17 protein-coding genes and 2 tRNA genes are annotated in these 26,776 nt (G+C 62.4%); 12 read left to right on the plus strand and 7 right to left on the minus strand.

What is annotated here, in order from left to right; genetic code table 11:
* Positions 1-2 precede the first annotated feature (2 nt).
* Positions 3-773, minus strand: coding sequence for a hypothetical protein (locus RG2_RS09100; protein ID WP_051730389.1), 771 nt, complete (start codon positions 771-773; stop codon positions 3-5).
* Positions 774-937: 164 nt separating this feature from the next.
* A tRNA-Gly gene (locus RG2_RS09105) sits at positions 938-1,011 on the minus strand.
* Between the two features lie 318 nt (positions 1,012-1,329).
* On the opposite strand from RG2_RS09105, the gene RG2_RS09110 reads away from it, so the two are divergent.
* The 5 genes from RG2_RS09110 (at position 1,330) to clpX (ending at position 5,928) form a co-directional block, all read left to right on the plus strand.
* A tRNA-Pro gene (locus RG2_RS09110) sits at positions 1,330-1,403 on the plus strand.
* Between the two features lie 127 nt (positions 1,404-1,530).
* Positions 1,531-2,904 carry a trigger factor gene (gene tig / locus RG2_RS09115; protein ID WP_033232854.1) on the plus strand — a complete coding sequence of 458 codons (1,374 nt, stop codon included), beginning with the start codon at positions 1,531-1,533 and terminating at the stop codon, positions 2,902-2,904.
* A 200-nt stretch (positions 2,905-3,104) separates the two neighbouring features.
* Positions 3,105-3,692 carry an ATP-dependent Clp protease proteolytic subunit gene (locus RG2_RS09120; protein ID WP_007730960.1) on the plus strand — a complete coding sequence of 196 codons (588 nt, stop codon included), beginning with the start codon at positions 3,105-3,107 and terminating at the stop codon, positions 3,690-3,692.
* A gap of 48 nt (positions 3,693-3,740) precedes the next feature.
* Complete coding sequence (locus tag RG2_RS09125) at positions 3,741-4,403, plus strand: ATP-dependent Clp protease proteolytic subunit (protein WP_033232858.1); 663 nt, start codon at positions 3,741-3,743, stop codon at positions 4,401-4,403.
* 244 nt (positions 4,404-4,647) lie between these two features.
* On the plus strand, positions 4,648-5,928 hold the full coding sequence (gene clpX / locus RG2_RS09130; protein ID WP_033232860.1) for an ATP-dependent Clp protease ATP-binding subunit ClpX: 1,281 nt from the start codon (positions 4,648-4,650) through the stop codon (positions 5,926-5,928).
* A gap of 85 nt (positions 5,929-6,013) precedes the next feature.
* On the opposite strand, the gene RG2_RS09135 is transcribed toward clpX, so the two are convergent.
* From RG2_RS09135 to RG2_RS09145, 3 genes are all read right to left on the minus strand, one after another.
* Positions 6,014-7,351: an MFS transporter gene (locus tag RG2_RS09135; RefSeq protein ID WP_033232862.1), complete on the minus strand. Its 1,338-nt coding sequence runs from the start codon at positions 7,349-7,351 to the stop codon at positions 6,014-6,016.
* Between the two features lie 205 nt (positions 7,352-7,556).
* On the minus strand, positions 7,557-9,779 hold the full coding sequence (locus RG2_RS09140) for a glycoside hydrolase family 3 C-terminal domain-containing protein (RefSeq protein WP_033232864.1): 2,223 nt from the start codon (positions 9,777-9,779) through the stop codon (positions 7,557-7,559).
* A gap of 50 nt (positions 9,780-9,829) precedes the next feature.
* Positions 9,830-10,504 (minus strand): TetR/AcrR family transcriptional regulator, encoded by a 675-nt coding sequence (locus RG2_RS09145; protein ID WP_051730375.1) that lies wholly within the window; start codon positions 10,502-10,504, stop codon positions 9,830-9,832.
* A 114-nt stretch (positions 10,505-10,618) separates the two neighbouring features.
* On the opposite strand from RG2_RS09145, the gene aroQ reads away from it, so the two are divergent.
* The 3 genes from aroQ to RG2_RS09160 are packed head-to-tail and all read left to right on the plus strand — an operon-like array spanning position 10,619 to position 13,850.
* Complete coding sequence (aroQ, locus tag RG2_RS09150) at positions 10,619-11,068, plus strand: type II 3-dehydroquinate dehydratase (RefSeq protein WP_033232866.1); 450 nt, start codon at positions 10,619-10,621, stop codon at positions 11,066-11,068.
* Positions 11,068-11,946: a shikimate dehydrogenase gene (locus RG2_RS09155; protein WP_033232868.1), complete on the plus strand. Its 879-nt coding sequence runs from the start codon at positions 11,068-11,070 to the stop codon at positions 11,944-11,946. The genes aroQ and RG2_RS09155 overlap by 1 nt, the downstream gene beginning before the upstream one ends.
* Entirely contained in the window at positions 11,943-13,850 is a 1,908-nt protein-coding gene (locus RG2_RS09160; RefSeq protein ID WP_033232870.1) for a sugar phosphate isomerase/epimerase and 4-hydroxyphenylpyruvate domain-containing protein, read from the plus strand. Before RG2_RS09155 ends, RG2_RS09160 begins: the two co-directional genes overlap by 4 nt.
* Here RG2_RS09160 and fdhD read toward each other — a convergent pair.
* Complete coding sequence (fdhD, locus tag RG2_RS09165; protein WP_033232872.1) at positions 13,807-14,676, minus strand: formate dehydrogenase accessory sulfurtransferase FdhD; 870 nt, start codon at positions 14,674-14,676, stop codon at positions 13,807-13,809. The genes RG2_RS09160 and fdhD overlap by 44 nt on opposite strands.
* A 1-nt stretch (position 14,677) precedes the next feature.
* Positions 14,678-16,987 carry an FdhF/YdeP family oxidoreductase gene (locus RG2_RS09170; RefSeq protein WP_172936710.1) on the minus strand — a complete coding sequence of 770 codons (2,310 nt, stop codon included), beginning with the start codon at positions 16,985-16,987 and terminating at the stop codon, positions 14,678-14,680.
* Between the two features lie 82 nt (positions 16,988-17,069).
* Here RG2_RS09170 and RG2_RS09175 point away from each other — a divergent pair, with 82 nt between their 5' ends.
* The 4 genes from RG2_RS09175 (at position 17,070) to RG2_RS09190 (ending at position 26,739) form a co-directional block, all read left to right on the plus strand.
* Positions 17,070-17,678 (plus strand): GNAT family N-acetyltransferase, encoded by a 609-nt coding sequence (locus tag RG2_RS09175; protein WP_033232876.1) that lies wholly within the window; start codon positions 17,070-17,072, stop codon positions 17,676-17,678.
* Complete coding sequence (locus RG2_RS09180; RefSeq protein WP_033232878.1) at positions 17,678-19,705, plus strand: alpha/beta hydrolase family protein; 2,028 nt, start codon at positions 17,678-17,680, stop codon at positions 19,703-19,705. Before RG2_RS09175 ends, RG2_RS09180 begins: the two co-directional genes overlap by 1 nt.
* A 146-nt stretch (positions 19,706-19,851) precedes the next feature.
* Positions 19,852-23,985 (plus strand): bifunctional nitrate reductase/sulfite reductase flavoprotein subunit alpha, encoded by a 4,134-nt coding sequence (locus RG2_RS09185; RefSeq protein ID WP_033233166.1) that lies wholly within the window; start codon positions 19,852-19,854, stop codon positions 23,983-23,985.
* Between the two features lie 72 nt (positions 23,986-24,057).
* A complete protein-coding gene (locus RG2_RS09190; protein WP_033232882.1) occupies positions 24,058-26,739 on the plus strand; it encodes a valine--tRNA ligase in 2,682 nt (893 codons plus the stop codon).
* The last annotated feature ends 37 nt before the right edge of the window (positions 26,740-26,776 follow it).

Genomic DNA, 26,776 nt, shown 5'->3' on the forward strand with positions numbered 1-26,776 from the left:
GTCTAGAAGTCCATGCCGCCGAAGTCCATCCCGCCTCCGTCGCCGAATCCGCTGTCGCCGAATCCGCTGTCGCCGAATCCGCTGTCACCTGAGTCGTAGCCCTGGTCGCCTTGGTCGTAGCTCTGATCGCCGGCGTCGCCTTGGCTTTGATCACCTGCATCTGCGCCTTGATCTGCGTCGGTATCGCCGCCCGCTGCGAAAGCCTCTGCGCCGTAAGGAACTCCGGCCATCCCGGAGAACATGGTCGAGAACAGCATCATCGAACCCAGGCCCCAGGCGCCTGCGACGAGGGCGGGCTTCCACCACGGCTCGGAGTACCAACCGGCCGGAACGGGCCGGCCGGCGACGCGACCGCCGGGGTAGTAGTTGGGGGTACGCGACGACGGGGTAGGTGATGCCGCGACCTTGCGGCCCTCGAACTCGACTTCGCGGGACTCGGTCACCGCGCCGGCGGCTTTCTGGCCGTCGATGGTGGGAACGTCAGGACCCGGATCCATTCCCATGGCGACTCGTGCCGCGCGAATGTAGTAAAGCCCTTCCAGCGCAGTCTGTTTCGCGAGACGCGCTTGAACCGGGGTAGCGGCCTGATCGATCTGCGAGCCCGCCGCTGTGTAGCGCTCGGCTGCGTCGGCGAGTGCTTGCCGCGACGGTTCGTCGGAGCCGGTGAGGTTGTACACCTGGCCACCGAGACGCTCGATTGCCTGCCTGGCATCAGCTTTGGCGTCGTCGAGTTGTGTCGCGCTGTGGGTGGAACCGCGTTGCTGGCTCTTCATGACCAGGAACACGACAACAGCCAGAACGACGAGGATGAGAAGAATCGTGGTCACGGGTGGCCTCCGAGCAGTATCGATCCGGACAACTCCAGGATACGGATCGCTGCAACAAAAAATCCGCACCGGCGAGGCCGATGCGGATCTTTGTGGAAGTTTCCCTCCGATGGAGGGGATGACGGGAATCGAACCCGCGTGATCAGTTTGGAAGACTGAGGCTCTACCATTGAGCTACATCCCCGTGCACACGCGAACTCGGGATCGCCGTGTTCGTCGTCTGCGATTCGAAACTGTACCCAATGCGTGTGCGGATTTCATAATCGGGGGGTCGAAAGCGTTCTCACCAGGGGAATCTCCGGCGAGGGTGTGTGGTCGAGGCTCGGTGGCGCCGGTGCGGCCGGAGTTTCGAGCCGGATGCAGGCTGCACGTGCTTACGGCTATCCGTGTACAAATGGTGGGCGGGTTCGTGAGAGAGTAGTGAGCGCGATAAGGTTTGGCGCAGTCGCAAGTACGCGGCTGTTTTCGCGAGCGTGTTCGTAAGAAGCATGTTTGCGAGTAACGGGATGTAGCGCAGCTTGGTAGCGCATCCGCTTTGGGAGCGGAGGGTCGCAGGTTCAAATCCTGTCATCCCGACAAGTACGTATACGAGACTCCACTACTGCACACGCAGGAGTGGAGTGTCGTGCAAGACCACACGAGCAAGACCGAAAACCTGCAGTAAGCCAGTTATGAGCAAGACCAGACGAAGGAGCGAAGTTTCGTGAAGAGCACCGTCGAGCAGCTCAGCCCGACGCGAGTCCGTATCAACGTTGAGGTGCCCTTCGCGGAACTCAAGCCTGATTTCGACAAGGCCTACAAGGCCCTCGCGCAGCAGATTCGTCTCCCAGGCTTCCGTCCGGGCAAGGCCCCGGCCCGCCTCCTCGAGGCACGCGTCGGTCGCGCCGCTGTGCTCGAGCAGGTCATCAACGACGCTCTGCCGTCGCGTTACTCCGAGGCTGTCACCAGCGCCGGCGTCAAGGCACTCGGCCAGCCCGAGATCGAGGTCACGAAGCTCGAAGACGGCGACGTCCTCGAATTCGCTGCCGAGGTCGACGTGCGCCCCGAGATCGAACTCCCGGATTTCAGCTCCATCAACGTCACGGTCGATCCGATCGAGATCACCGATGAGGCCATCGAAGAGCAGCTGCTCTCGCTGCGTCAGCGTTTCGGCACCCTCACGGGCGTCGACCGCGCAGTCGAGGACGGCGACTTCGTCTCCATCGACCTGTCGGCCACCGTCGACGGCGAGAACGTTGCCGAGGCTACCGCCAGCGGACTGTCGCACGAGGTCGGTTCGGGCCAGCTCATCGAGGGCCTCGACGAAGCCATCATCGGCCTGAAGGCGGGGGAGTCCAAGGACTTCACGTCGACCCTGGTCGCCGGTGAATTCGCAGGCAAGGAAGCCGTTGTCACCGTGACCGTTCAGACGGTCAAGGAGCGCGAGCTTCCGGACGAGGACGACGAGTTCGCTCAGCTCGCCAGCGAGTTCGACACCCTCGACGAACTGAAGGCAGACCTCCGCGAGCGCGTCGGACGCGTCCGCAAGGTCGAGCAGGCCGGCCAGATCCGCGACAAGGTTCTCGAGCAGCTGCTCGAGACGGTCGAGGTTCCGTTGCCCGAGGCCATCGTCAAGGCTGAGGTCGACGCTGCGCTGCACGACGCCGTTCACGGTCTCGATCACGACGAAGAGGCTCTGAACAAGGCTCTCGAAGAGCAGGGCAGCAGCCGCGAAGAGTTCGACAAGGACACGTTGGAGGCCGCTGAGCGCTCCGTCAAGACGCAGCTCCTGCTCGACTCCATCGCGGACGCCAACGACGTCACCGTCGGTCAGGACGAGCTCACCGAGCGCATCCTGTTCCAGGCACAGCGTTACGGCATGGCTCCCGAGCAGTTCATCCAGCAGATCCAGCAGGCCAACCAGCTTGGTGCGATGTTCGCCGATGTCCGTCGCGGCAAGGCTCTCGCAGCCGTCGTCGAGGCTGCCGGCGTCACCGACAGCAGCGGCGCTGCTGTCGACACCGCTGAGCTTTTCGGTAACGGCAAGGCTGACGAGGACGCAGAGGCGTCTGATTCTGCCGAGAGCGAAGACAAGTAAAAAAGCAGGTTATCGGGTGTTTTCACCGCGATCGGCTGCAATGAGTTTTCCGCTTTGAGCGAAGTAGGGCGGCACCGGGACTCCGGTGCCGCCCTACTTGGTTAGTGTCTGTGTCAGCAATTCGTATTTGGCAAAGAAGATCCACATAGAAGGCAGGTACCGTGACTTCCAATCACCTGGAGACTTTGCAGAGTCCCGCCATGACTTCAGCCACCGCTGGGTTGAACCTCAGCGACTCGGTATACGAGCGCTTGCTCCGTGAGCGCATTATTTTCCTCGGTACCCAGGTCGACGACGACATCGCAAACAAGCTGTGCGCGCAGATCCTGCTTCTCTCGGCCGAGGACCCGACGCGAGACATCTCGCTCTACATCAACTCGCCTGGTGGATCCGTCACCGCCGGTATGGCGATTTTCGACACCATGCAGTTCGCGGAGTGCGACATCGCGACGTTCGGCATGGGTCTCGCCGCGTCGATGGGGCAGTTCCTGCTCTCGGCAGGCACCAAGGGCAAGCGTTACGCCCTGCCGCACGCCCGCATCATGATGCACCAGCCGTCCGCCGGTATCGGTGGTAGCGCCAGCGACATCGCCATCATGGCCGAGCAGTTCAAGCACACCAAGCGTGAAATGGCCGAGCTGATCGCTCAGCACACCGGTCAGACGGTCGAGCAGATCACCGCTGACTCGGACCGTGACCGTTGGTTCACGGCGAAGGAAGCCCTCGAGTACGGCTTCGTCGACCATGTCGTCTCTCGTGCGAATCAGGCCGGCGGCACCGGCAACTGAGTCGGTTGATCCGTCCTATTGCTGCCCAATTCATACTTTGGAGAACTGATGACAAACCTTTTCGGAGCTAACTCGCTGGGCGGCCAGGCGCCGTCGGGCCCGCAGTCGCGCTACATCCTGCCCCAGTTCACGGAGCAGACCAGCTACGGCGTCAAGACGTCCGACCCGTACAACAAGCTTTTCGAGGAGCGCATCATCTTCCTCGGCTCGCAGGTCGACGACGTGTCCGCGAACGACCTCATGGCACAGCTGTTGGTTCTGGAATCGCAGGATCCGGACCGCGACATCACGATGTACATCAATTCGCCCGGTGGTTCGTTCACCGCGCTGATGGCGATCTACGACACGATGCAGTACGTGCGTGCAGACATCTCCACCGTCTGCCTCGGCCAGGCCGCGTCGGCTGCTGCTGTTCTGCTCGCCGGCGGTACGCCGGGTAAGCGTTTTGCGCTCCCCAACTCGCGCATCCTGATTCACCAGCCGGCCACCGGCGGTATCCAGGGCCAGGTTTCCGATCTGGAGATCCAGGCAGCCGAGATCGAGCGTATGCGTCGTCTCATGGAGAACACGTTGGCTCTGCATACCGGTAAGGATCCGCAGACGATCCGCGTCGACACCGATCGTGACAAGATCCTCACGGCCGAGCAGGCCAAGGAATACGGCATCATCGACGACGTTCTGGCGTACCGGAAGCTCAGCGCACAGAAGTAGTCGTTTTCCGCCTCGTGTCGACCACCGAAATTCGGTGCGCGACGCGAGGCGGATCGGTCGGGAAGTGCCAGGTGGAAGACATGCCTGAACTATTTCCCCGACAATATTCTTGATAATCCGTCGACGAATCGCCGACAACAGGTCGACCGTGGTTCGGAACAACGGGTACCGTCACATCACGGGCTGGTTCTGGATCTGCGTTCTGGCGAGTGCACGTACACGAAGGAAGTAGGGACCTCACGAGATGGCACGCATCGGCGACGGCGGGGATCTGCTCAAGTGTTCTTTCTGCGGTAAGAGCCAGAAGCAGGTCAAGAAACTCATTGCAGGACCCGGGGTGTACATCTGCGACGAGTGCATCGACCTCTGCAACGAGATCATCGAGGAAGAACTGGCCGAGTCGAGTGAGGTCAAACTCGACGAGCTGCCGAAGCCCGCGGAGATCCGCGATTTCCTCGAGAACTACGTCATCGGTCAGGACTCCGCCAAGCGGACGCTCGCAGTGGCTGTGTACAACCACTACAAGCGTATTCAAGCCGGCGACAAGGGCCGCGATGCCCGCGGCGAAACCGTCGAACTCGCAAAATCCAACATCTTGATGCTCGGCCCCACCGGCTGCGGTAAGACGTATCTCGCGCAGACCTTGGCGAAGATGCTCAACGTTCCGTTCGCGATTGCGGACGCAACGGCCCTGACCGAGGCGGGTTACGTCGGTGAAGACGTCGAGAACATTCTGCTCAAGCTGATTCAGGCTGCGGATTACGACGTCAAGCGCGCCGAGACCGGCATCATCTACATCGACGAGGTCGACAAGATCGCTCGCAAGAGCGAGAACCCCTCGATCACCCGGGACGTCTCCGGTGAGGGTGTTCAGCAGGCTCTGCTCAAGATTCTCGAAGGCACGCAGGCCAGCGTTCCGCCGCAGGGCGGACGTAAGCATCCGCATCAGGAATTCATCCAGATCGACACCACGAACGTGCTGTTCATCGTCGCCGGTGCGTTTGCCGGCCTCGAGCGCATCGTGTCCGATCGGGTGGGCAAGCGCGGTATCGGCTTTGGTGCCGAGGTTCGCTCCAAGGCAGAACTCGACACAGTCGATCGTTTTGCCGAGGTCATGCCCGAGGATCTGATCAAGTTCGGTCTGATTCCCGAGTTCATCGGCCGTTTGCCGATGATCGCGTCGGTCACCAATCTCGACAAGGCGTCGCTCGTCCAGATTCTGTCCGAGCCCAAGAACGCTCTGGTGAAGCAGTACCGTCGACTGTTCGACATGGACGGCGTGGAACTCGAGTTCACCGAGGAAGCCCTCGACGCGATTGCCGATCAGGCCATCCTCCGTGGCACCGGTGCCCGTGGACTGCGCGCCATCATGGAAGAAGTTCTTCTCCCCGTGATGTACGACATCCCCAGTCGCGACGACGTCGAGAAGGTTGTGGTGACCGCCGAGACCGTCATCGACAACGTTCTGCCGACTATCGTCCCGCGTAAGCCGGAGCGCGGCGAACGCCGCGACAAGACGGCTTAACGTCAAAACAGGCTTAACGTCAAAACAACTGTGGCCCGGCATCTCTCGCGAGATGCCGGGCCACAGTTGTTTGTGGGGTGTTCGACTAGATCGGGTTGCCGAGTTCCTTGAGCGGGGTGCGGAAGGTTTCCTTGGCGGTGAAGGCTGAGATCGCACAGATGACGCAGGCGACCGAGGTCAGAATTGCGACGGGCATCCAGTGTGTCTTGTCGCCGCCCATCAGAGCGTTGCCGATGGCGGGTGCAAAGCCGGCGAGCGCAAATCCGACCTGGGTTCCGATTGCGATACCCGAGTAGCGGACCTTGGTGTTGAACATCTCGGAGTAGAACGACGGCCAGATGGCGTTGGGTGCCGCGTAGAAGACGGACATCAAGCCGATTGCCGCAAGGAAGATGAGCGGAACGTTTCCACTGGCGATCGCACCGAAGTAGACGTAGATGAAGACCGCGCTGCCCAGGGCGCCACCGACGAAGAGCGGTCGACGGCCGATTCGGTCGGACAATATCGCCCAGGCAGGCTGGCTGATCAGTGCGACAGCGTTTGCGGCAATGGCAACCCACAGCATCGTGGACTTGGGGATTCCCACTTCTTCAGTGGTAGCGAAGGCAAGACCGAACACGGAGAAGATGGTCGACACGACGGCGATGAAGGCGCAGCAGATGACGCGGACCAGATTTGCGCTGTGTGTGCGAAGCAGGTCGGCGACGGGGAGCTTCGCAACGGCCTTGGATTCCTGCTGCTCGATGAACTCTTCGGGCTCTTCGAGCTTGAGTCGCATGATGTAGGCGGCAATGAGAACGATCAGGCTGCCCCAGAACGGGATTCGCCAACCCCAGGTGTAGAGAATGTCGTCGGGCAGCGCCGCGATGGGGAGGAATACCAGGCTGGCGAGGATGAATCCGGCTTGAGTGCCGTTGAGCGTCCAGCTGCAGAAGAAGGCGCGTCGGCCTTCCGGTGCGTGTTCGAGAGTGAGTGAGCTCGCGCCACTCTGCTCGCCTGCCGCGGAGATGCCCTGGGCGATGCGCATCAGCACGAGCAGTATCGGCGCGAACACTCCGATCGAGTCGGCGCTCGGGATGCATCCGATGAAGAAGGTGGCTGCGCCCATCATGATGAGTGTCAGCAGCATGATCTTCTTGCGGCCGACGCGGTCGCCGAAGTGTCCGAGAACCACGGCGCCGACGGGACGCGCGATATAGGCAACTCCGAATGTCGCGAGGGAGAGCAGTGCCGCGTGCCCGCTGTCGGGGAAGAACACCGTCGGGAAGATGAGCGCGGCGGCTGATGCGTAGATGTAGAAGTCGTAGTACTCGAGCATGCTGCCGAGGAACGACGACGTAGCGGCGCGTTTGACCTTGGTGGTGTCTGTTGTGGGCAAGTGCCCTGCCTCAGGTCCCGACGGTGTGACCGTGCTAGCTGACATGCTCATCTCCTGGTGGAAGCGAAAGTGGAGGGCTCTACATCCGCGACGTGGTGTTCGGCGTACTTGTTCGTACTTTGAACGTTTGTGCGGAGAGCGATACACAGAATGTAACTGACGCCACACCGACTACACAAGATTATTAACCAAATAGTTCATAAAAATCTAGCTACGTTTCGGTTGGTTATCGAAACCCCAGTTCAGAGAGCTATGGCTGAGGCCGCTGTGTGGCCGCAACCAGTTCGGCTACCTGCTCCTGCGTGATGCCGAGGCCGAAGGCCGCGAGTTTGCCGAGCGGCATGGAACCGGCCATGGCCATCAGTTCGGGCGCTATCGGCGGGGAATCTTCGGTGGCGGCAGCGGCCATCGCGGCGCCGAGAACTGGGCATCCGACCGGATGTGCGAACCACTCGGCGATGGTCGACATGGCGTTCAGGGGGCGAGGTCCGATGTTTCCCGGCAGGGTGATCCTGTCCGTGGTTGCAATGTCGCGCGAGGAGAAGCCGACGCGAACGTCGTAGTCACCGGCTTCGACGGCCCAGTCCTGGTCCTTGGCGGACCAGTAGGAAAATGCGCGCGGGTCGAGTGTGATCGTCGTGGTTGTCGATTGCCCGGCTTCGAGGTGGACTTTGGCAAAGCCCTTCAGCTCTTGGGTAGGGCGGTCGACGGCAGAGCCCGCGTCGTGGACGTATGCCTGGACAACCGTGCTGCCGGCTCGATCACCGGTGTTGAGCACGGTCACCGTGATCTCGGCAGAATTTTCTCCAGTGGTGATTGCGGTGTCGGTGACGGCAAAGGTGGTGTAGCTTCGCCCGAAGCCGAAGGGGTAGGCAACGTCGTGGTCGACGGAGTCGTAGTAGCGGTATCCCACATACAAACCTTCCCCGTATCGGACGTGTTGCGCAGATCCCGGGAAATGAAGGTATGACGGGTTGTCTTGCAGCCGAAGGGGAATCGTCTCGGTGAGGTGGCCGGACGGGTTGACGAGACCGAACAGGATGTCGGCGATCGCCGACCCGCCTGCCTGGCCGAGAAGCCATCCTTCGAGGATGGCGGCGGCGTACATGCGCCACGGGTTGATCGAGACGACGCCACCGTTGGACAAGACCACGACGGTGTTCGGATTGGCGCTGTGCACGGCTTTCAGCAGGGCGATCTGGTCGGCGGGCAAGTCGATGTCCGAGCGGTCGAACCCCTCGGATTCGGTGGCTGACGGGAGGCCGAGGAAGAGGACGGCCACGTCGGACCTGCGGGCAGCGTCGACGGCTTCGGTGACTTTGTCGCTGTCCGGGGTGCCGTCGAAGGTGAATCCCGGAGCGAAGGTCACGCGGTCGGAACCCGCGATGGCCAGGATTGCGTCCAGCGCATTGTCGAGGGTGGTCGGTACTACCTGCGAACTGCCGGCCCCCTGGTACCGCGGACTGCAAGCGAACTCGCCGATGACCGCGACGGTCTGCCCTCCCGGGGTCAGGGGGAGGATCTCACCGTCGTTTTCGAGGAGGACCGCGGATTCGGCGGCAGCGGTCCGGGCGAGTTCATGGTGATTCGCAGCGTCGTAGGTGTGGCCCTCGATCCGAGCGCCTGCGGTACGGTCGACCAGCGTCGCCACCCGCTCGGCAGCTGTGGTCACGACGGATTCGTCGAGGTCGCCGCTGCGCACGGCGTCGACGATCTGTCCGTCGGTGCCCGAGGGCGGCATCTCCAAATCCAGGCCGGCGGCAATCGCCGCAACCCGGTCGTTCACGGCTCCCCAATCGGAGACGACAAGGCCGTCGAATCCCCACTGCTCGCGCAGAACTTCGGTGAGCAGCCAATGGTTCTGGCTCGCGTAGATGCCGTTGATCTTGTTGTACGAGCACATCACCGTGGTGGGCGCTGCCGTGGTGACCGCGTACTCGAATCCCGCGAGGTAGATCTCCCGCAGGGTTCGCTCGTCGATATCGGCGCTGACCCGCATGCGGTCGTATTCTTGGTTGTTGGCGGCAAAATGCTTGAGCGACGTACCGACGCCGCGGGACTGAATGCCGATGATCAGTGCGGCGGCCACGCGGCCGGATACGAAGGGATCCTCGGAGACGTACTCGAAGTTCCGCCCGCACAAGGGGGATCGTTTGATGTTGATACCGGGGCCGAGAAGGACCGAGACCTGCTCGGCTTTGGCTTCGTCGCCCAGCGCTTCGCCGACGCGGCGGATGAGGTCGAGATTCCAGGACGAACCGAGTCCGACGGCCGGCGGGAAACACGTGGCCGGGATGCTCTGACCGAGCCCGAGCGCGTCACCGCCCTCCGGTTGTTTGCGAACGCCGTGCGGGCCGTCGGTCAGCAGTATCGACGGAATTCCGGCGACAGCCTGGCTGTGCCAGAAATCCGATCCCGAGGTCAAGGAAGCCTTGTCCTCGTGTGAAAGTCCGTGCGCGCTGTTCTCGGTCACGTGTGTCCTCCCGGTTGCGAGTGCTCCAAAGTCAATTAGTTGGTAGTCGGTCAGGCGGGGGTAGGCGCCGTCAGGAAAGCGACGACCATGTCGCCGAGCATGGTTCGCAGGTGCTCGCGATGCGTCGGGGCGATGAGGTCGCGGTCGAAGAGTGCTTTGAATGTGTAGCGGTTGGCGATGCGGAAGACGCAGAAACTGCTGATCAGCATGTGCACGTCGAGAGCGTCGACGTCGTCTCGGAACGTGCCGGCCTTCTGGCCGTCGAGGAGGATCTGTGACACCAGGTCGGCGGCGGGAGCGCCGAGTCCGCTGAGCACTTCGGACTTCTCGATGTACTCGCCGCGCAGCATGTTCTCGTTGGCCACCAGGCGAATGAAGTTCGGGTGCTGCTCGTGGTGATCGAAGGTGAGTTCTGCAAGTGCGCGAACAGCTGCCGTCGGATCAAGGCCCTCGAGATCGAGTTCACGCTCCTGCGCCCGGATCACGCTGTACGCGTGTTCCAGAACCGACTTGTACAGCCCTTCCTTGTCGGTGAAGTAGTAGTAGATCATGCGTTTTGTGGTGTGAGTCTTGGTGGCGATCTCGTCCACGCGGGCTCCGGCGAAACCCTTGTCGGCAAACTCCTCGGTCGCGACGGCGATGATGTTCACTCGGGTGAGATCGCTGTTTCGACGTCGTTTCTCGGGCTTGGATGCCAGTGCATTCGCGGAGTGCTCGGAGACCATGGACCTCACTCTATCTGCGACGGAGTTGGGTGAGTTCCTTGTCGAGTGCGCGTCGGAGGAGTAGTGTCCGATAAATTAACTCACTAGTTCGTACATTAGCTTCGAGGTGACCCGATGGCAGTATCAAGACCGATCCTGGTTCTCAACGGACCCAATCTCAATCTGTTGGGGCAGCGCCAACCGGAGTTCTACGGCCGGGACACCCTTGATGACGTAGTTGCCCGCTGTGAGGTCGCGGCCGCAAACTTCGGTGCCGTCGTCGAGGCAAAGCAATCGAATCACGAGGGTCAGCTCATCGACTGGATTCACGAGGCGCGCGGAAGAGTTGCCGGCATCGTGATCAATCCCGGCGGCTATTCGCACACGTCGGTCGCCTTGCGGGATGCGCTGGTCACGCTGGAAGCTCCCGTTGTCGAGGTCCATATCAGTAACATTCACAGTCGTGAAGGCTTCCGTCAGCACTCGTACGTGTCCGGAATTGCAGACGCCGTCATCTGCGGACTGGGGATCGACGGATACAGCGCCGCAGTCGAGTTCGTGTGCGTCCGAGGAGAAGAGAACTGATGAGCGAGACAATTCTCTGTGGCCTTATCGGCACAGGAATCGGTGCGTCCCTGACGCCGATCATGCACGAGGAGGAGGGACGGGCGCAGTCTCTGCCGTACGTCTACCGCATCCTCGATCTCGACGTGATGGGGCTGGCGCCGTCGGATATCGGTGAACTGCTCACCTACGCCAAGCGTTTCGGCTTCCGCGGCCTCAACATCACCCACCCCTGCAAGCAGTTGGTGATCGAGCATCTCGACGAATTGTCCCCTGACGCAGCAAAACTCGGAGCCGTCAATACGGTTCTCTTCGAGGGTGGCAAAGCGATCGGTCATAACACCGACTGGTCCGGCTTCGGACGTAACTTCGACACGGGACTCCCCGGCGCGAAGCTGGACCGGGTGGTCCAGCTCGGTGCAGGCGGCGCGGGTGCTGCCGTTGCGTATGCGGCGCTGACGCGCGGAGCTCGCGTGCTGACATTGGTGGATTCGAGTCTTGCTCGAGCGCAGGAACTTGCGCGGACGTTGGCAGTGCAGTTTCCCACTCAGAGCGTGGTAGCGAAGCACACCGACGACCTGGCCGATGCACTCGCCGGCGCCGACGGGTTGATTCATGCCACCCCGATGGGAATGGCCGCGCACCCCGGTATGGCGTTCTCCCCGGATCTTCTGCGCCCGGACCTGTGGGTTGCGGAGATCGTGTACCGCCCCCTCGAAACAGAGCTCCTTCGCCAGGCGCGCTTGATCGGTGCCCCGACGCTCAGTGGCGGCGGGATGACCGTTTTCCAAGCCGTCGACGCCTTCCGGATCTTCACCGGTATCGAGCCGGACAGTGATCGGATGCTTGCCCACATGACCGCCCTTGTTCAGGGTGAGCAGGCGGCGGTAGCACGATGAGCACTCCGGTTCGAACGTCGATAGCAACCGTGTCACTCAGTGGCACCCTCGAAGAAAAGCTGGTTGCGATTGCCGCGGCGGGCTTCGACGGTTTTGAGGTGTTCGAGCCGGATTTTGTCGCCTCTCCGTGGTCGCCGAAGGAACTGCGCACGCGGGCCGCGGATCTGGGGCTGACCCTGGATCTGTATCAACCGTTTCGTGATTTCGATTCCCGGAGCGAGGATCAATTCGCCCGGAATCTTGTTCGGGCGCAGCGCAAGTTCGAGCTCATGGAAGAGCTGGGCTGCGAAACACTGCTTGTGTGTTCCTCGCCGTTGCCGACGGCAAGCCATGACGACGGTCAGTTGGTCGAACAATTCTCGGCGCTGGCAGAGCTGGCGTCCGAGCACGGCAAGAAGGTGGCGTACGAGGCGCTGGCCTGGGGCGGACACGTCAATACTTACCGGCATGCGTGGAAGATCGTCGAGGAAGTCGATCATCCGTCACTCGGAACCTGCTTGGACAGCTTCCACATCCTGTCCCGCGGTGACGATCCCGCTGGAATCCGGGATATCCCCGGTGAGAAGATATTCTTCCTGCAGTTGGCGGACGCACCGTTCATGGCGATGGACATCCTTCAGTGGAGCAGGCATCACCGAAACTTCCCGGGGCAGGGCAGCTTCGACCTGAGCACTTTTGCCGGGCACGTCCACGCCGCCGGCTACACGGGACCGTGGTCACTCGAAATCTTCAACGACGTGTTTCGTCGGGCCGACACACAGCGAACGGCAGTCGACGCCCACCGGTCGCTGCTCCACTTGGAGGAGCAGGTGTCCGCCGCCGTGTCGGTTGGGGACGGACCCGAGTTGTTCACGGCACCGGAGCGGACTCCGCTCGAAGGTATCGTCTCGCTGCGCGTCGCGGCCGGACCGGCCAAGCAGGATCAGCTTCACACGATGCTGTCTTCGGTGGGCTTTCACCTGGTCGGACGCCATCGTGATCACGATCTGCAGTTGTGGCGCCACGGCCTTCTGACCATCGCCGTCGACGCGACGGCTGGGACGGTGTGGAGCGCGCCCGGTCTCCCGGCCGACCTGCCGGTTCTCACTCAGATCGGTATCCGCGCAACTGAACCCGAGGTGTGGGGCCGGCGAGCACTCGCGTTGGAGGTGCCGGTCGAACAGGTGCGGTTGCCAGGTTCGGCGGACGAGAATGCCGAAGTTCCGGACGTCGTCCGCCTGAAGGTCACCGACGCGACGTCGATCGACCTACGCGGCCCAGGCAGTGCGGCGGCGTGGGAATCGGCGTTCGACATCTACCCGCTCTCGGCCGCCCGCAACCGCGCGGAGGCGTCGGTGCTCACGGGCATCGACCATGTTGCCCTTGCCGTCCCGGCCGAGAGTTGGGACTCCGTCATGCTGCTCCTGCGGTCTGTCTTCGAGATGCATCCCCACGAGGGGCTGGATGTCACCGATTCTGTGGGACTCATGCGGAGCCAGGCGCTCACCCTCGTTCAGGACGGTTCGGGAAACACTCTGCGCATCTCGCTGAACATGGTGGACGGCAGCCGAAGTGGGTTGCCCACCGTGCGCCGCGGCGGCGTCAGCCACGTTGCCTTCTCGTGTGAGAATATTTTTGCCGCGGCAGCCACCATGGCGGACTGGGGCTATGCGCCGCTTCCCATATCGCCGAATTACTACGAAGATCTCGAAGCGCGCTTCGGTCTCAATGCCGAACTGCTCGACCGTATGCGCGGCGCGGGAATCCTCTACGACGTGGATGCTCACGGCGAGTTCTTCCACCTGTTCACCCCGACCGTCGGCGCCGACCTGTTCTTCGAGGTCGTTCAACGCGTGGGTGGGTACGAGGGTTACGGCGAGGTCAACTCCGCTGTGCGACTGTCGGCTCAGCTGCGCGCGGAGTAGCGACGACCTCGATTCGGTGCGGGTGGGAATAGACGTTCATCGAATCGCCGCGGATGAAACCGGCAAGCGTCAGTCCCGACTCCTTTGCCAGTTCCACGGCAAGTGACGACGGAGCCGAGACGGCACCGAGGATCGGAATGCCGGCCATGACGGCCTTCTGGACGAGTTCGAACGACGCCCTGCCACTGACGATCAAGATCGTGTCGTACAGGGGTACTCGGCCGTCGGTGATGGCCCAGCCGATCACCTTGTCTACCGCATTGTGACGGCCGACGTCCTCGCGGAGAGCAAGCAGTTCGCCTGTGGTGGTGAACAATCCGGCTGCGTGCAAGCCGCCGGTGGTCTCGAAGATGCGCTGTCGTCGTCGAAGCGTGAGCGGCATTGACGACAGCGTGGTCGAGCGGACGGTGGTGGTGTCGCCGACCAACGGGTGCTTGGTGGTTGTCCGGACGGCGTCGAGTGAGGTTTTGCCACAGACACCGCACGCAGAACTCATGACGGTATGTCGGTCCGTGGTGTGATCCGGCAACGGCACTCCGGGAGCCAGGGCGATGTCGAGGACGTTGTACGTGTTTGCACCGGTCTCGTCGACGCCGTCGCAGTAGCGAACGATGCTGACATCGTCACGGGTGGCGATGACGCCCTCGCTGAGAAGAAATCCGTGCACGAGGTCGACGTCGTTGCCCGGTGTTCGCATCGTCACCGCCAGCACCTGGCCGCCGACCCTCATTTCGAGTGGTTCCTCGACGGCAAGTGTGTCGGGGCGGGTGAGCACTCGATCGCCCGAGATTCGAACGACCGGTGTTCGTGCGGTGACTCGTCCCATCTCAGGCGCCTGATGCTTCGAGTCGAACGGTGACGGCCTTCGAGACCGGCGTGTTCGACTTGGCTGCAACGTGTTCGAGGGGAACGAGCGGATTTGTCTCCGGGTAGTACGCCGCAGCATTGCCACGCGGCGTGTCGTAGGAGACGATGCGGAATTCCGTGACCCGCCGCTCTTCCAGTGTGCCGTCAGGTGTTGTCCACTCGGACACGATGTCGACGAGATCGCCGTCGCGGAATCCGAGTGCGGTGATGTCGTCGGCGTTGACGAGAATGACCTTGCGGCCGCCCTTGATCCCGCGGTAACGATCGTCGAGGCCGTAGATCGTGGTGTTGTACTGGTCGTGGCTTCGCATGGTCTGCAGAATCAATCGGCCGCTAGGGGTGGGCAGCCACTTCAGTTCGTTGACGCCGAAGTTGGCTTTGCCGGTGTGCGTGTGGAATTCGCGCGAATCGCGCGGCGGGTGTGGCAATTGGAATCCGTCGGGTTGGCGGACGCGGGTGTTGTAGTTCTCGCAGCCCGGCACGACGCGTGAGATGGAGTCGCGGATCAGGTCGTAGTTTCCCTCGAAGGCGGACCAGCGTACGGAGTGATCACTGCCGAGGAGTTCGCGGGCGAGTTGGCAGATGATGGCGACTTCACTGCGCAGGTATGGGCTGACCGGGTTCAGTCGCCCGCGCGAGAGGTGCACCATCGACATGGAATCCTCCACGGATACCAGCTGTTTGCCGCCGGCTTGGACGTCGAGGTCGGTGCGGCCCAAGGTGGGGAGGATGATCGCGGTTTGCCCGTGGACAACGTGGCTGCGGTTCAGTTTGGTGGAGACCTGAACGGTGAGTTCGCATTGGCGCAGCGCGGTTTCGGTGGCCGCGGTATCGGGACTGGCCTGGATGAAGTTGCCGCCCATCGCCATGAAGAAGCTTGCCTTGCCTGCGTTCATGGCCCGGATCGCGTCGACGGTGTCCCAGCCGTGCTTTCGCGGCGCCGTGATCTTGAACTCGGTGTCGAGAGCGGCCAGGAATTCTTCCGGCATCTTTTCCCAGATGCCCATCGTGCGATCGCCCTGGACATTGGAGTGCCCGCGAACGGGGCAGACACCGGCGCCTGGCTTGCCCATCATTCCGCGCATCAGCAGGAGATTGACGGCTTCCTCGATGGTCGCGACTCCGTGTGCCTGCTGAGTCAGACCCATCGCCCAGCAGATGACGGTGCGTTCGGAACGAGCGAGGGCCGACGCTGTTTCGGTCAGTTGCGCCATCGTCAGCCCGGTTGCTTCGAGAACGGTGTCGAGATCAACAGCGCGAACGTTCTTTTCGTAGTCATCCCAGCCCGCGCAGTACGTGTCGACAAATGCGCGGTCGACGACCGTGCCCGGGTTGCGGTCCTCTTCCTCGAGAAGAAGCCTGCCGAGTCCCTGGAACAACGCCATGTCGCCGCCGAGACGAATCTGCAGGAATTCGTCCGCGATGTCGACACCGTGACCGACCACGCCGGAGACCTTCTGCGGATCCTTGAAGCGTCGCAGTCCGGCCTCGGGAAGCGGGTTGACTGCGATGATCTTGGCGCCGTTGCCTTTTGCTTTCTCGAGTGTCGAGAGCATTCGAGGGTGATTGGTGCCCGGGTTTTGCCCGGCGATGAGTATGAGGTCGGCGTTCTCGAGGTCGGGAACCGTCACGGAGCCCTTGCCGATGCCGATCGACGCGGTGAGGGCGCTGCCCGATGATTCGTGACACATATTCGAGCAGTCCGGCATGTTGTTCGTGCCGTAGCTGCGAATCATCAACTGGTACAGGAACGCGGCCTCGTTGGAGGTGCGACCGGACGTGTAGAACACGGCTTCGTCAGGGGAGGTGAGGGAAGTCAGGTGATCGGCGATCAGCGCGTAGGCGCCTTCCCAATCGATGGGTTGGTAGTGCGTCGCACCGGGAGTGAGCACCATCGGGTGCGTCAGACGTCCTTGCTGACCGAGCCAGAAGTCGGTCTTGCCGTCGAGTTCCGCGATCGAGTGCTCGGCGAAGAACTCCGGTGTGACGGTGCGCAGAGTCGCTTCCTCGGCAACGGCCTTTGCGCCGTTCTCGCAGAACTCGGCAGGCTTGCGGTGACCTGGAGTTTCGGGCCACGCGCAACCGGGGCAGTCGAAACCGTGGCGTTGATTGAGCCTGGCCAAGGTGCGCGCGGTCCGGAGAGCGCCCATCTGTTCGACACCACGTTGCAACGAGACGAGGACAGCGGGAACGCCCGCGGCGTAATCCTTCGGGTGCGTGACCTCGAGGTCGGATTCGTCGATGTCCTTGATGGGGCCCTTGCGCGTCATGCCTCCATACTCTCCCGAATGCGACGGGTATGCCATGAAAGCGGAAATGTGTGTCGCGGCGCCTTGCCGGTACGCTCGCACGATGGGTGTGAACGTGCGGCCGGCTGAAACCGCAGATATTCCAGCACTTGCAGAAGTCCTCGCAGACGCGTTCGAGGATGACCCGCTGATGGTGTGGATACTGCCCGACGAGGAATCTCGCCGCGCGCGGTTGGCACGTTTGTTTGCCGCCGAAGTTCGCTATCACCACCTGGCCGGAGGTGGGTCGGAAGTAGCGGTCGACGAGAACGGCGTGATCGGGGGAGCGGCACTCTGGGATCCGCCGGGGCGATGGAAGCAGTCGACGTGGGAGTCCGTGATCAGTTTTCCGGCGGTGGTGCGCGCATTGGGAACCCGCATGATGGTGGGTGCCGAAGTGGGTGGGGTCCTCGAGAAGGCTCACCCACAGACGCCGCACTGGTATCTCGCCACCATTGGTACCGGAGCGCAGGCGCGCGGCGGCGGGTACGGCAAGGCGCTGCTGAACTCGAGGCTCGATCGGTGCGATCGCGATCGGATACCGGCTTATCTCGAATCCAGTAAGAAGGAGAACATCCCGTACTACAACCGTTTCGGATTCGTAGTGACCGATGAAATCGTGATACCTGATGGAGGACCTACCGTTTATCCGATGTTGCGGGAGCCGAAGTGATGTTGCCTGAACTGCACGGCGGTACGCCGTTCGACGAGTTGGACGATTACATCGCCTTGCCGAGACTGTCGGGTCTGGCACTCTCGGTGGACGGATCGAGGCTGATCTGTGGGCGCGCGGTTCTCGACGACACCGGTACCGAATACGTATCGTCGCTGTGGGAATTCGATCCGCAAGGCCGTCGGCAGGCCAGGCGATTGACCTGGGGCACAACCAGCGAGTCCGGTGCCACGTTTGCTTTCGACGGCGACATCCTCTTCACCGCAACACGTTCCGTGCCGGGGGAGGACTCGCCGCAACCGGCACTGTGGCGGTTACCTGCCGACGGTGGTGAGGCGAGCGTGGTGTGCCGTCGCGGCAGCGGCGTGTCTTCGGTGACGGCCGCGCGGTCGGCCCCGACCTTTGTTGCGCACACCCCGGTGATGGCGTCGGCGCGTGGGCTGGAGCACGACGACGAGATCCGCGCGGCCCGCAAGGACGGCAAGGTCACGGCGATGCTCCACACCGGATATCCGGTGCGGCACTGGGATCACGATCTGGGGCCGGATCAACCGCATCTTGTTGTCGGGGAATCCGATTCGGAGGGTGCTGTTGTTCTGCGCGACGTGACACCGAGCGCCGGTGCGGCACTGCGCGAGGGTTCGATGTCGATCAGCGCTGACGGTTTGTTTGTCGTGTCCACGTGGGCCGTGGGAGATTCCGGCGCTGCCCGTCGCTCGACCATCGTGCGGATCGACACGGTGAGTGGGGATCGAGCCACACTGGTGGACGACGCCGAGGCCGACGTGCACAGTCCGTCCGTGTCTCCGGACGGCACTCGCGTCGCGTTCATTCGCGAAACTCTCACAACTCCGGATCATGCGCCACGAGTGTCCTTGGGGCTCTACGATTTCCGAACGGGCGCCGTAACCGCTGTTGCCGACGGCTGGGATCGCTGGCCGACGTCGCTCGCGTGGCTCTCGGACGGATCGGGCTTGGTCGTCACTGCCGACGATGGCGGTCGCGGGCCCGTCTTCACCATCGATCTGTGGGGTCAGCCTGTGCGGCTGACCAAGGATGCTGCCGCCTACACCGACATTCGAGTGTCTGCGGAGGGTGAGTTCCTCTACGCGCTGCGCGCATCGTACGAGGCTCCGCCGCACGTGGTGCGTATTGCTCTTCGCTCGGGTGAGGTATTGCCGTTGCGCGGGCCGGACGCGTTGCCGGAACTGCCCGGCACCCTGACGGAGATCAGCGCCAGGGCGCAGGACGGGACACAGGTTCGGAGTTGGTTGGCGTTGCCGACCGGTGCTGCTGCTCATGCGCCGGTGCCGTTGTTGTTGTGGGTGCACGGTGGTCCGTTGAATTCGTGGAACACGTGGTCGTGGCGGTGGAACCCCTGGCTGTTGGTGGCAAAGGGGTACGCGGTGCTGTTGCCGGACCCGGCCTTGTCCACGGGATACGGCCAGGACTTCGTGCAGCGGGGGTGGGGCCAGTGGGGCAAAGCTCCCTTCACCGACTTGATGGCTGTGACCGACGCCGCCGTGGCGCTTCCCGAGATCGATCCGAACCGCACCGGCGCAATGGGCGGTTCATTCGGTGGCTACATGGCGAATTGGATTGCCGGCCATACCGACAGGTTCGACGCGATTGTCACCCACGCGAGCCTGTGGGCGCTGGATCAATTCGGTCCGACGACGGATTCGGCGTGGTATTGGCAACGGGAAATGTCACCAGAAATGGCCGTCGACAACTCACCGCACCTCTACGTGGCGGATATCAACACCCCGATGTTGGTGATTCACGGCGACAAGGACTACCGCGTTCCGATCGGTGAGGGGCTGCGCCTCTGGTACGAACTTCTTGCGGAGTCCGGATTGCCTGCCGACGCCGACGGAAAGACCGATCACCGGTTCCTCTACTTCCCGGACGAGAACCACTGGGTCCTCAAACCGACTCACACCAAAATTTGGTACGAGGTGGTGATCGCTTTCCTGTCCGAGCACATCCTGGGTGAGGACGTCTCCCTGCCGGAGATACTCGGCTGATCAGGACTGTCGGCGCCTCACATCGCGGCAAACGTCGCCGTGAGGAAAGAGTGATTGACCCGCAACGTCGGACACGAAGGCCCGAAACATCGGCATCCGATGATCGATATCGACCTTGATTCTCGGTCGAAGGGATGCAAGGAACGATGGGCGCTCAACTCGGTACTACTCAGCTCGGAACCACTAGTGTCGACACACTCTGCGCATACTGCGGAGTGGGTTGCGGTCTGGTGCTCGACATCATCACCGATCCGGAAACGGGACGTAGGAAAGCGGCACAGTCGTCGGGTCTGAAGACTCACCCCACGAATTTCGGGCGGTTGTGCACCAAGGGCAGCACAACTGCGGACATGTTGGCCGGACCTGGGCGCATGGAGTCCGCATACCTACGGCACAGTCGCGGCGGTGCGATCGAGGCAGCGGACATCGATGCTGTGATCACCGAGACGGCGCACCGGCTGCGCTCGATGGTCGACGAGCACGGCCCGGATGCCGTTGCGTTGTACGTGTCGGGGCAGATGTCTCTCGAGGCCCAGTACCTGTCGAACAAACTGGCCAAGGGATTCATCGGAACCAATCAGATCGAATCCAATTCTCGGCTGTGCATGGCCAGTGCCGGCACCGGTTACAAGCAGTCCCTGGGCGCCGACGGACCGCCCGGTTCCTACCAGGACTTCGAACACGCAGATGTGTTCTTCGTGATCGGCGCGAACATGGCGGACTGCCATCCGATCCTGTTCCTGCGGATGATGGAACGCGTCAAGGCGGGCGCGACATTGATCGTCGTCGACCCTCGACGCAACGCCACTGCCGACAAGGCAGACCTGTTTCTTCAGATTGCACCCGGCACGGATCTTGCGCTGCTCAACGGACTGCTGCACCTCCTGGTCGAGGACGGTCGCACCGATCCCGAGTTCATCGCCGAGTTCACCGAAGGCTGGGAGGTCATGCCCAGCTTCCTCGCGGAGTACACGCCGGACAAGGTCGCTGAATCCACCGGTATTCCCGAGGCGGACATCCGCGCCGCCGCCCGGTTCATCGGTGAGGCCGGCAACTGGATGAGCTGCTGGACAATGGGTTTGAATCAGAGTACCCACGGAACGTGGAACACCAACGCAATCTGCAACCTGCATCTCGCCACCGGCGCGATCTGCAAAACCGGTAGTGGCCCGTTCTCGCTGACCGGTCAGCCGAACGCCATGGGTGGCCGCGAAATGGGATACATGGGGCCAGGTTTGCCTGGTCAGCGTGCGGTGATGTTCGACGGCGACCGTGAATTCGTCGAGGACCGGTGGGGCATCCCACACGGGTCGCTGCGCACGGACGTCGGCGGTGGAACCATCGACATGTTCACCCGGATGGCGGCCGGAGAGATCAAGGCGTGCTGGATTATCTGCACCAATCCCGTTGCAACGGTGGCCAATCGAAAGACGGTGCTCGCCGGCCTGGAGCAAGCTGAGCTTGTCATCGCACAGGACGCATTCCTCGGCACCGAAACGAACGAATACGCCGACGTTCTGCTCCCGGCGTCGTTGTGGACCGAATCCGACGGAGTGATGATCAACTCCGAACGCAACCTGACGCTCTTTCAGCAGGCGTTGGACCCGGTCGGCCAAGCATTACCGGATTGGCAGATCATCGCCAGGATCGCGTGCGAGATGGGTTATGCCGACGCATTCACCTATACGTGTGCAGAGGACGTGTTCGAGGAGATCAAGCAGTTCTGGAATCCGAAGACCGGTTACGACCTGAGGGGGGTGACGTACGAGCGCCTCCGCAAGAACTCGATCCAGTGGCCGTGCCCACCCAACAGTGATCAGGACCGCCACCCCATTCGATACCTCAATGACGGTGTCAGTCAGCAATTGCTTGTCCGGGACGATGGCAGTACTCCGCGCCTCGCGTTCCCTACCGCCAGTGGCCGCGCGTCGTTCTTCGCCCGGCCACACATGCTGCCCGCCGAAATGCCCGACGACGACTACCCGTTCCTGCTCAACACCGGACGTCTGGCACATCAGTGGCACACCATGACCAAAACCGGCAAGGTCGCCAAACTCAACAAACTCAACCCCGGCCCATTTGTCGAAATGCATCCCGACGACGCCGCTCGGTTCGGTATCGCCGACAAGGACGCGATCGAGGTTGCCTCACGCCGCGGCCGCGCGGTGCTGCCCGCTCTGGTCACCGACCGGGTGCGCCCGGGGAACTGCTTTGCGCCATTTCACTGGAACGACGCATTCGGTGAATACCTGACCATCAACGCCGTCACCAACGATGCAATCGATCCGGCGTCGCAGCAACCGGAGTTCAAGGCCTGCGCTGTCACCTTGACCAAGGTCGCCGTCAGAGCGCCGGAAGCTACTCCCGTCGAGAGGACAACGCACGTGTCGAGGGTCGACGTTCTCGCTGATGTCTTCGGTCAAACCGATGCGCCTGCACCAGCATTCGATCCACTCGAACAGCAGTATCTCGCCGGACTTCTCGCCGCGCTGCGATCGGATGCCGACCGTACGCCTGGGGTTCCGACCTTGCCACCGACTGCGCCCTTCGATTCGGGCAAGCGGATGTGGGTCGACGGTGTCCTGGCCGGCTTGTACTCACGATCTCTCGTTTCGGGTGGCCCCCCGAAGCCCGACGCGCAGCGGGAACAGATCGTTGTGCTCTGGGCGTCGCAAACCGGCAACGCCGAGGAATTTGCCGCAGCCTGTGCGACTCGGTTGGGGGGAGTCGGCTTGCCGGTGCGGGTATACGGGATGGATGAGTTCTCGGTCGCCGATCTTGCGGACACTCGTGAACTGCTGCTGATCACCAGCACGACCGGCGACGGAGATCCGCCGGACAACGGCAGCGGATTGTGGGACGCGTTGACCGGGGACGAAGCGCCTTCGCTAGCCGGGACCCGCTATTCCGTCATCGCTTTCGGTGACTCCAACTACGACGACTTCTGTGGTCACGGGCGCAAACTCGACGCTCGGCTCGCGGAACTCGGCGCAACCCGCATCGTCGATCGTGTCGATTGTGAACCGGACTACGAGGACGATGCTGCCGGTTGGTTGGACGCAGTCGCGACTGCAGTGGGGGACGTGACTGCAGTAGGAGATCAGCCCAGCCCCGTTGTGGTCGGATCGTCTCGTGTGAGTTCACCGCCGGACAGTTCGCGCCAGTACAGCAAGAAATCTCCACTGATCACCAGCCTGACCCGAAATGTTGTTCTCAATCGCCCGGGTTCGACAAAAGATGTGCGCCAGTTGGGCTTTCATCTGCCGGAGGGCACCGTCAGTTACGAGGCCGGCGACGCACTGGGTGTCTGGCCCCGCAACAGCACTCCGATCGTGGACGAGTGGCTCTCGGTTTCCGGTCTCGACGGCGAGAGCACAGTCGAACTGGGGGAGTACGGCGCGATGACGCTGCGTACCGCGCTCTCCGAACGCCTCGAGATCACGCGCGTCAACAGTGATCTACTCCGATTCGTGCATCAGCGAACCCGGGACACTGACCTGGCGGAACTGCTGAAGCCGGAGAACAAGGCCGTGCTCAAGGATTGGTCGTGGGGCAGGCAATCCGTCGACGTGTTGGCCCAGTCTCCGGTTCGGGCTTCCGTCGACGACTGGCTCGGCGTGCTCAAACCTCTTCAACCGCGGCTGTATTCGATTTCGTCGAGCCCGAAGGAGAATCCCAACGAGGTGCAGCTGACTGTCTCCGCCGTCCGGTACAACGTTGTGGGCGTCCCGCGGCGCGGGGTGTGCTCGACGTACCTGGCCGATTACGCCGGTAGTGACGACATCGGCATTTACGTGCAAAAATCCAGTCATTTCCGGCCGCCGTCGGATCCTGCGGCGCCCATGATCATGGTGGGGCCGGGCACCGGCATTGCGCCCTTCCGAGCGTTCCTGCACGAACGACGAGCATTGGGGCATACCGGACCGAACTGGCTGTTCTTCGGGGAACAGCACGCCGCTACCGACTTCTATTACCGCGAAGAAATCGAAGAACTCCGCAGAGACGGATTCCTCACAGAACTCGACGTCGCGTTCTCCCGGGACCAATCGGAGAAGATCTACGTCCAGGACCGAATGCGTGAGCGGGGTGCGCTGCTGTGGGAGTGGCTGCAGAACGGCGCACACTTCTACGTGTGTGGTGACGCGGAGCGGATGGCCAAGGATGTCGACGGCGCCTTGAGCGGTGTGGTCGCACAATACGGAAAGCTTGCACCGCGTAGCGCCGAGGCATACGTCAAGGCACTGGCAGCGGAGAAACGCTACGTGCGTGACGTCTACTGATTTATGAAGCCTCAGTTGCGGCGGTGAGAGGTGCAAATTCACGCTGGACGGGGGAGTCATTAGGATCAAGGCGTGACCAGTGCAGCTCCAGAGAACCCGCAGACCCCCGCCGACGCCCTCCCCAAAAGCTGGGACCCCAGTGCTGTAGAGGCTGATTTGTATCAGGGCTGGGTGGATGCGGGTTACTTCCGCGCCGACGCCACCAGCGACAAGCCCGGATACTCGATCGTGCTTCCGCCGCCGAACGTGACCGGCAGCCTGCACATGGGCCATGCGCTCGATCACACCCTCATGGATGTGCTGAGCCGCCGCAAGCGGATGCAGGGCTTCGAAGTTCTGTGGCTGCCGGGCATGGACCACGCCGGTATCGCGACGCAGTCCGTCGTCGAGAAGCAGCTGGCAGCAGAGGGCACCAAGAAGGAAGACCTGGGCCGTGAAGCCTTCATCGAGAAGGTCTGGGAGTGGAAGCGCGAATCCGGTGGCACCATCGGCGGCCAGATGCGCCGCATCGGTGACGGTGTCGACTGGAGCCGCGAGCGCTTCACTATGGACGAGAACCTCTCGCGTGCGGTGCAGACCGTATTCAAGCGCATGTTCGACGAGGGCCTGATCTACCGCGCCGAGCGTCTGGTCAACTGGTCGCCCGTGCTGCAGACCGCGATCTCCGACATCGAGGTCAAGTTCGAGGACGTCGAAGGTGAGCTCGTTTCCCTTCGCTACGGTTCACTCGACGACAGCGAGCCGCACGTGATTGTCGCCACTACTCGTGTGGAGACGATGCTCGGTGATACCGCGGTGGCGGTTCATCCCGACGACGAGCGCTACAAGCACCTGCTCGGAACCACGCTCGAGCACCCGTTCACGGGCCGTCAGATCCCGATCATCGCGGACGACTACGTCGACCCCGAGTTCGGAACCGGCGCAGTCAAGATCACGCCGGCTCACGACCCCAACGACTTCGAGATGGGCGTGCGGCACAACCTGCCCATGCCCACCATCATGGACAAGACCGGCAAGATCGCCGACACCGGAACGCAATTCGACGGCATGGACCGCTTCGAAGCGCGCGTCAAGGTTCGCGAAGCTCTGGCCGAGCAGGGTCGCGTCGTCGCCGAGAAGCGCCCGTACCTGCACAGCGTCGGACACTCCGAGCGCAGTGGTGAAGCCATCGAGCCGCGCCTGTCGCTGCAGTGGTGGGTCAAGGTCGAAAGCCTGGCCAAGGCTGCCGGTGACGCAGTCCGTAACGGCGACACCGTCATTCATCCGGCCAGCCAGGAGCCGCGTTGGTTCGACTGGGTCGACAACATGCACGACTGGTGCATCTCGCGTCAGCTGTGGTGGGGTCACCGCATCCCCGTCTGGTACGGCCCCGAAGGCGAAGTTGCCAGCTTCGGTCCTGACGAGACGGCACCAGAAGGCTGGGTCCAGGACCCTGACGTTCTCGACACGTGGTTCTCGTCCGGTCTGTGGCCCTTCTCGACCATGGGATGGCCGGAGAGCACCGCCGAACTCGAAAAGTTCTACCCCACCAGCGTTTTGGTGACGGGTTACGACATCCTGTTCTTCTGGGTTGCTCGCATGATGATGTTCGGCACGTATGTCTCCGAAGACGAGTCGATCACTGCCGGAGCCGGCAAAACGGGTCCGCAAGTTCCGTTCAAGGACGTGTTCCTGCACGGGTTGGTCCGTGACCAGTTCGGTAGGAAGATGTCGAAGTCGCGTGGCAACGGTATCGACCCGCTGGATTGGGTCGAGCGTTTCGGTGCCGACGCCCTGCGGTTCACACTCGCCCGCGGTGCAAACCCCGGCAGTGACCTCTCCGTCGGTGAGGATTCCGCACAGTCCTCGCGCAACTTCGCTACAAAGCTGTTCAATGCCACCAAGTTTGCACTCATGAACGGCGCTGCACCGGCACCGCTGCCGGCGCGCAGTGAGCTCACCGACGCCGACCGGTGGATTCTCGATCGCCTGGATGCCGTTGCGGCCGAGGCCGATTCGGCGTTCGATCGCTACGAGTTCAGCAAGGCGTGCGAAGGCCTGTTCCACTTCGCGTGGGACGAGGTCTGTGACTGGTACCTCGAATTGGCGAAGGTTCAGTTTGCCGCCGACGAAACCGTCGCCGCCAACACCCGCGCGGTGCTCGGCAACGTGCTCGACGCATTGCTGCGCCTGCTGCACCCGGTCATCCCGTTTGTGACGGAGACCTTGTGGAAGGTCCTCACGGGCGGTGAATCGGTTGTTGTTGCCGAGTGGCCGACTCAGTCCGGCAATGCTGTCGACGCTGATGCTGCTACTCGCATCGAGGACACCCAGCGTTTGATCACCGAGGTTCGCCGCTTCCGAAATGATCAGGGCCTCAAGCCTTCCCAGAAGGTTCCGGCGCGCGCCTCCGGTCTCTCCGAAGCTGGTCTCGACGGCCAGTTTGCGTATGTGCAGGCTCTCGCCAAGCTCACCGAACCCGAAGAAGGCTTCACCGCCTCCATTTCGGTGGAGGTGCGCCTGAGCAAGGGCACAGTCACGGTCGATATCGACACCTCAGGCACCATCGACCTGGGTGCCGAGAAGAAGCGGCTCGAGAAGGACCTGACGGCAGCACAGAAGGAACTGGTCACCGCAGACAACAAGCTCGCCAACGAAGCCTTCCTCGCGAAGGCTCCCGACGCCGTCGTCGACAAGATCAAGACGCGCCGTCAGATCGCCGTCGAAGAGATCGAGCGCATCACCAACCGTTTGAAGGAGTTGGGCGACAAGTGAGCTCGGTAGAACCTCCGGAATTCGGGGAGTCCGGTTT

The sequence above is a fragment of the Rhodococcus globerulus NBRC 14531 genome, from assembly GCF_001894805.1.
Classification (GTDB): domain Bacteria; phylum Actinomycetota; class Actinomycetes; order Mycobacteriales; family Mycobacteriaceae; genus Rhodococcus_F; species Rhodococcus_F globerula.

What these genes read in the sequence shown, in the direction of transcription:
- RG2_RS09170 (WP_172936710.1), bottom strand. Translation starts at nt 16,987, where the DNA reads ATGACGCGCAAGGGCCCCATCAAGGACATCGACGAATCCGACCTCGAG.
- RG2_RS09120 (WP_007730960.1), top strand. Translation starts at nt 3,105, where the DNA reads ATGACTTCAGCCACCGCTGGGTTGAACCTCAGCGACTCGGTATACGAG.
- RG2_RS09160 (WP_033232870.1), top strand. Translation starts at nt 11,943, where the DNA reads ATGAGCACTCCGGTTCGAACGTCGATAGCAACCGTGTCACTCAGTGGC.
- RG2_RS09100 (WP_051730389.1), bottom strand. Translation starts at nt 773, where the DNA reads ATGAAGAGCCAGCAACGCGGTTCCACCCACAGCGCGACACAACTCGAC.
- aroQ (WP_033232866.1), top strand. Translation starts at nt 10,619, where the DNA reads ATGGCAGTATCAAGACCGATCCTGGTTCTCAACGGACCCAATCTCAAT.
- RG2_RS09185 (WP_033233166.1), top strand. Translation starts at nt 19,852, where the DNA reads ATGGGCGCTCAACTCGGTACTACTCAGCTCGGAACCACTAGTGTCGAC.
- fdhD (WP_033232872.1), bottom strand. Translation starts at nt 14,676, where the DNA reads ATGGGACGAGTCACCGCACGAACACCGGTCGTTCGAATCTCGGGCGAT.
- RG2_RS09145 (WP_051730375.1), bottom strand. Translation starts at nt 10,504, where the DNA reads ATGGTCTCCGAGCACTCCGCGAATGCACTGGCATCCAAGCCCGAGAAA.
- RG2_RS09125 (WP_033232858.1), top strand. Translation starts at nt 3,741, where the DNA reads ATGACAAACCTTTTCGGAGCTAACTCGCTGGGCGGCCAGGCGCCGTCG.
- RG2_RS09135 (WP_033232862.1), bottom strand. Translation starts at nt 7,351, where the DNA reads ATGTCAGCTAGCACGGTCACACCGTCGGGACCTGAGGCAGGGCACTTG.
- RG2_RS09175 (WP_033232876.1), top strand. Translation starts at nt 17,070, where the DNA reads ATGGGTGTGAACGTGCGGCCGGCTGAAACCGCAGATATTCCAGCACTT.
- clpX (WP_033232860.1), top strand. Translation starts at nt 4,648, where the DNA reads ATGGCACGCATCGGCGACGGCGGGGATCTGCTCAAGTGTTCTTTCTGC.
- RG2_RS09155 (WP_033232868.1), top strand. Translation starts at nt 11,068, where the DNA reads ATGAGCGAGACAATTCTCTGTGGCCTTATCGGCACAGGAATCGGTGCG.
- RG2_RS09180 (WP_033232878.1), top strand. Translation starts at nt 17,678, where the DNA reads ATGTTGCCTGAACTGCACGGCGGTACGCCGTTCGACGAGTTGGACGAT.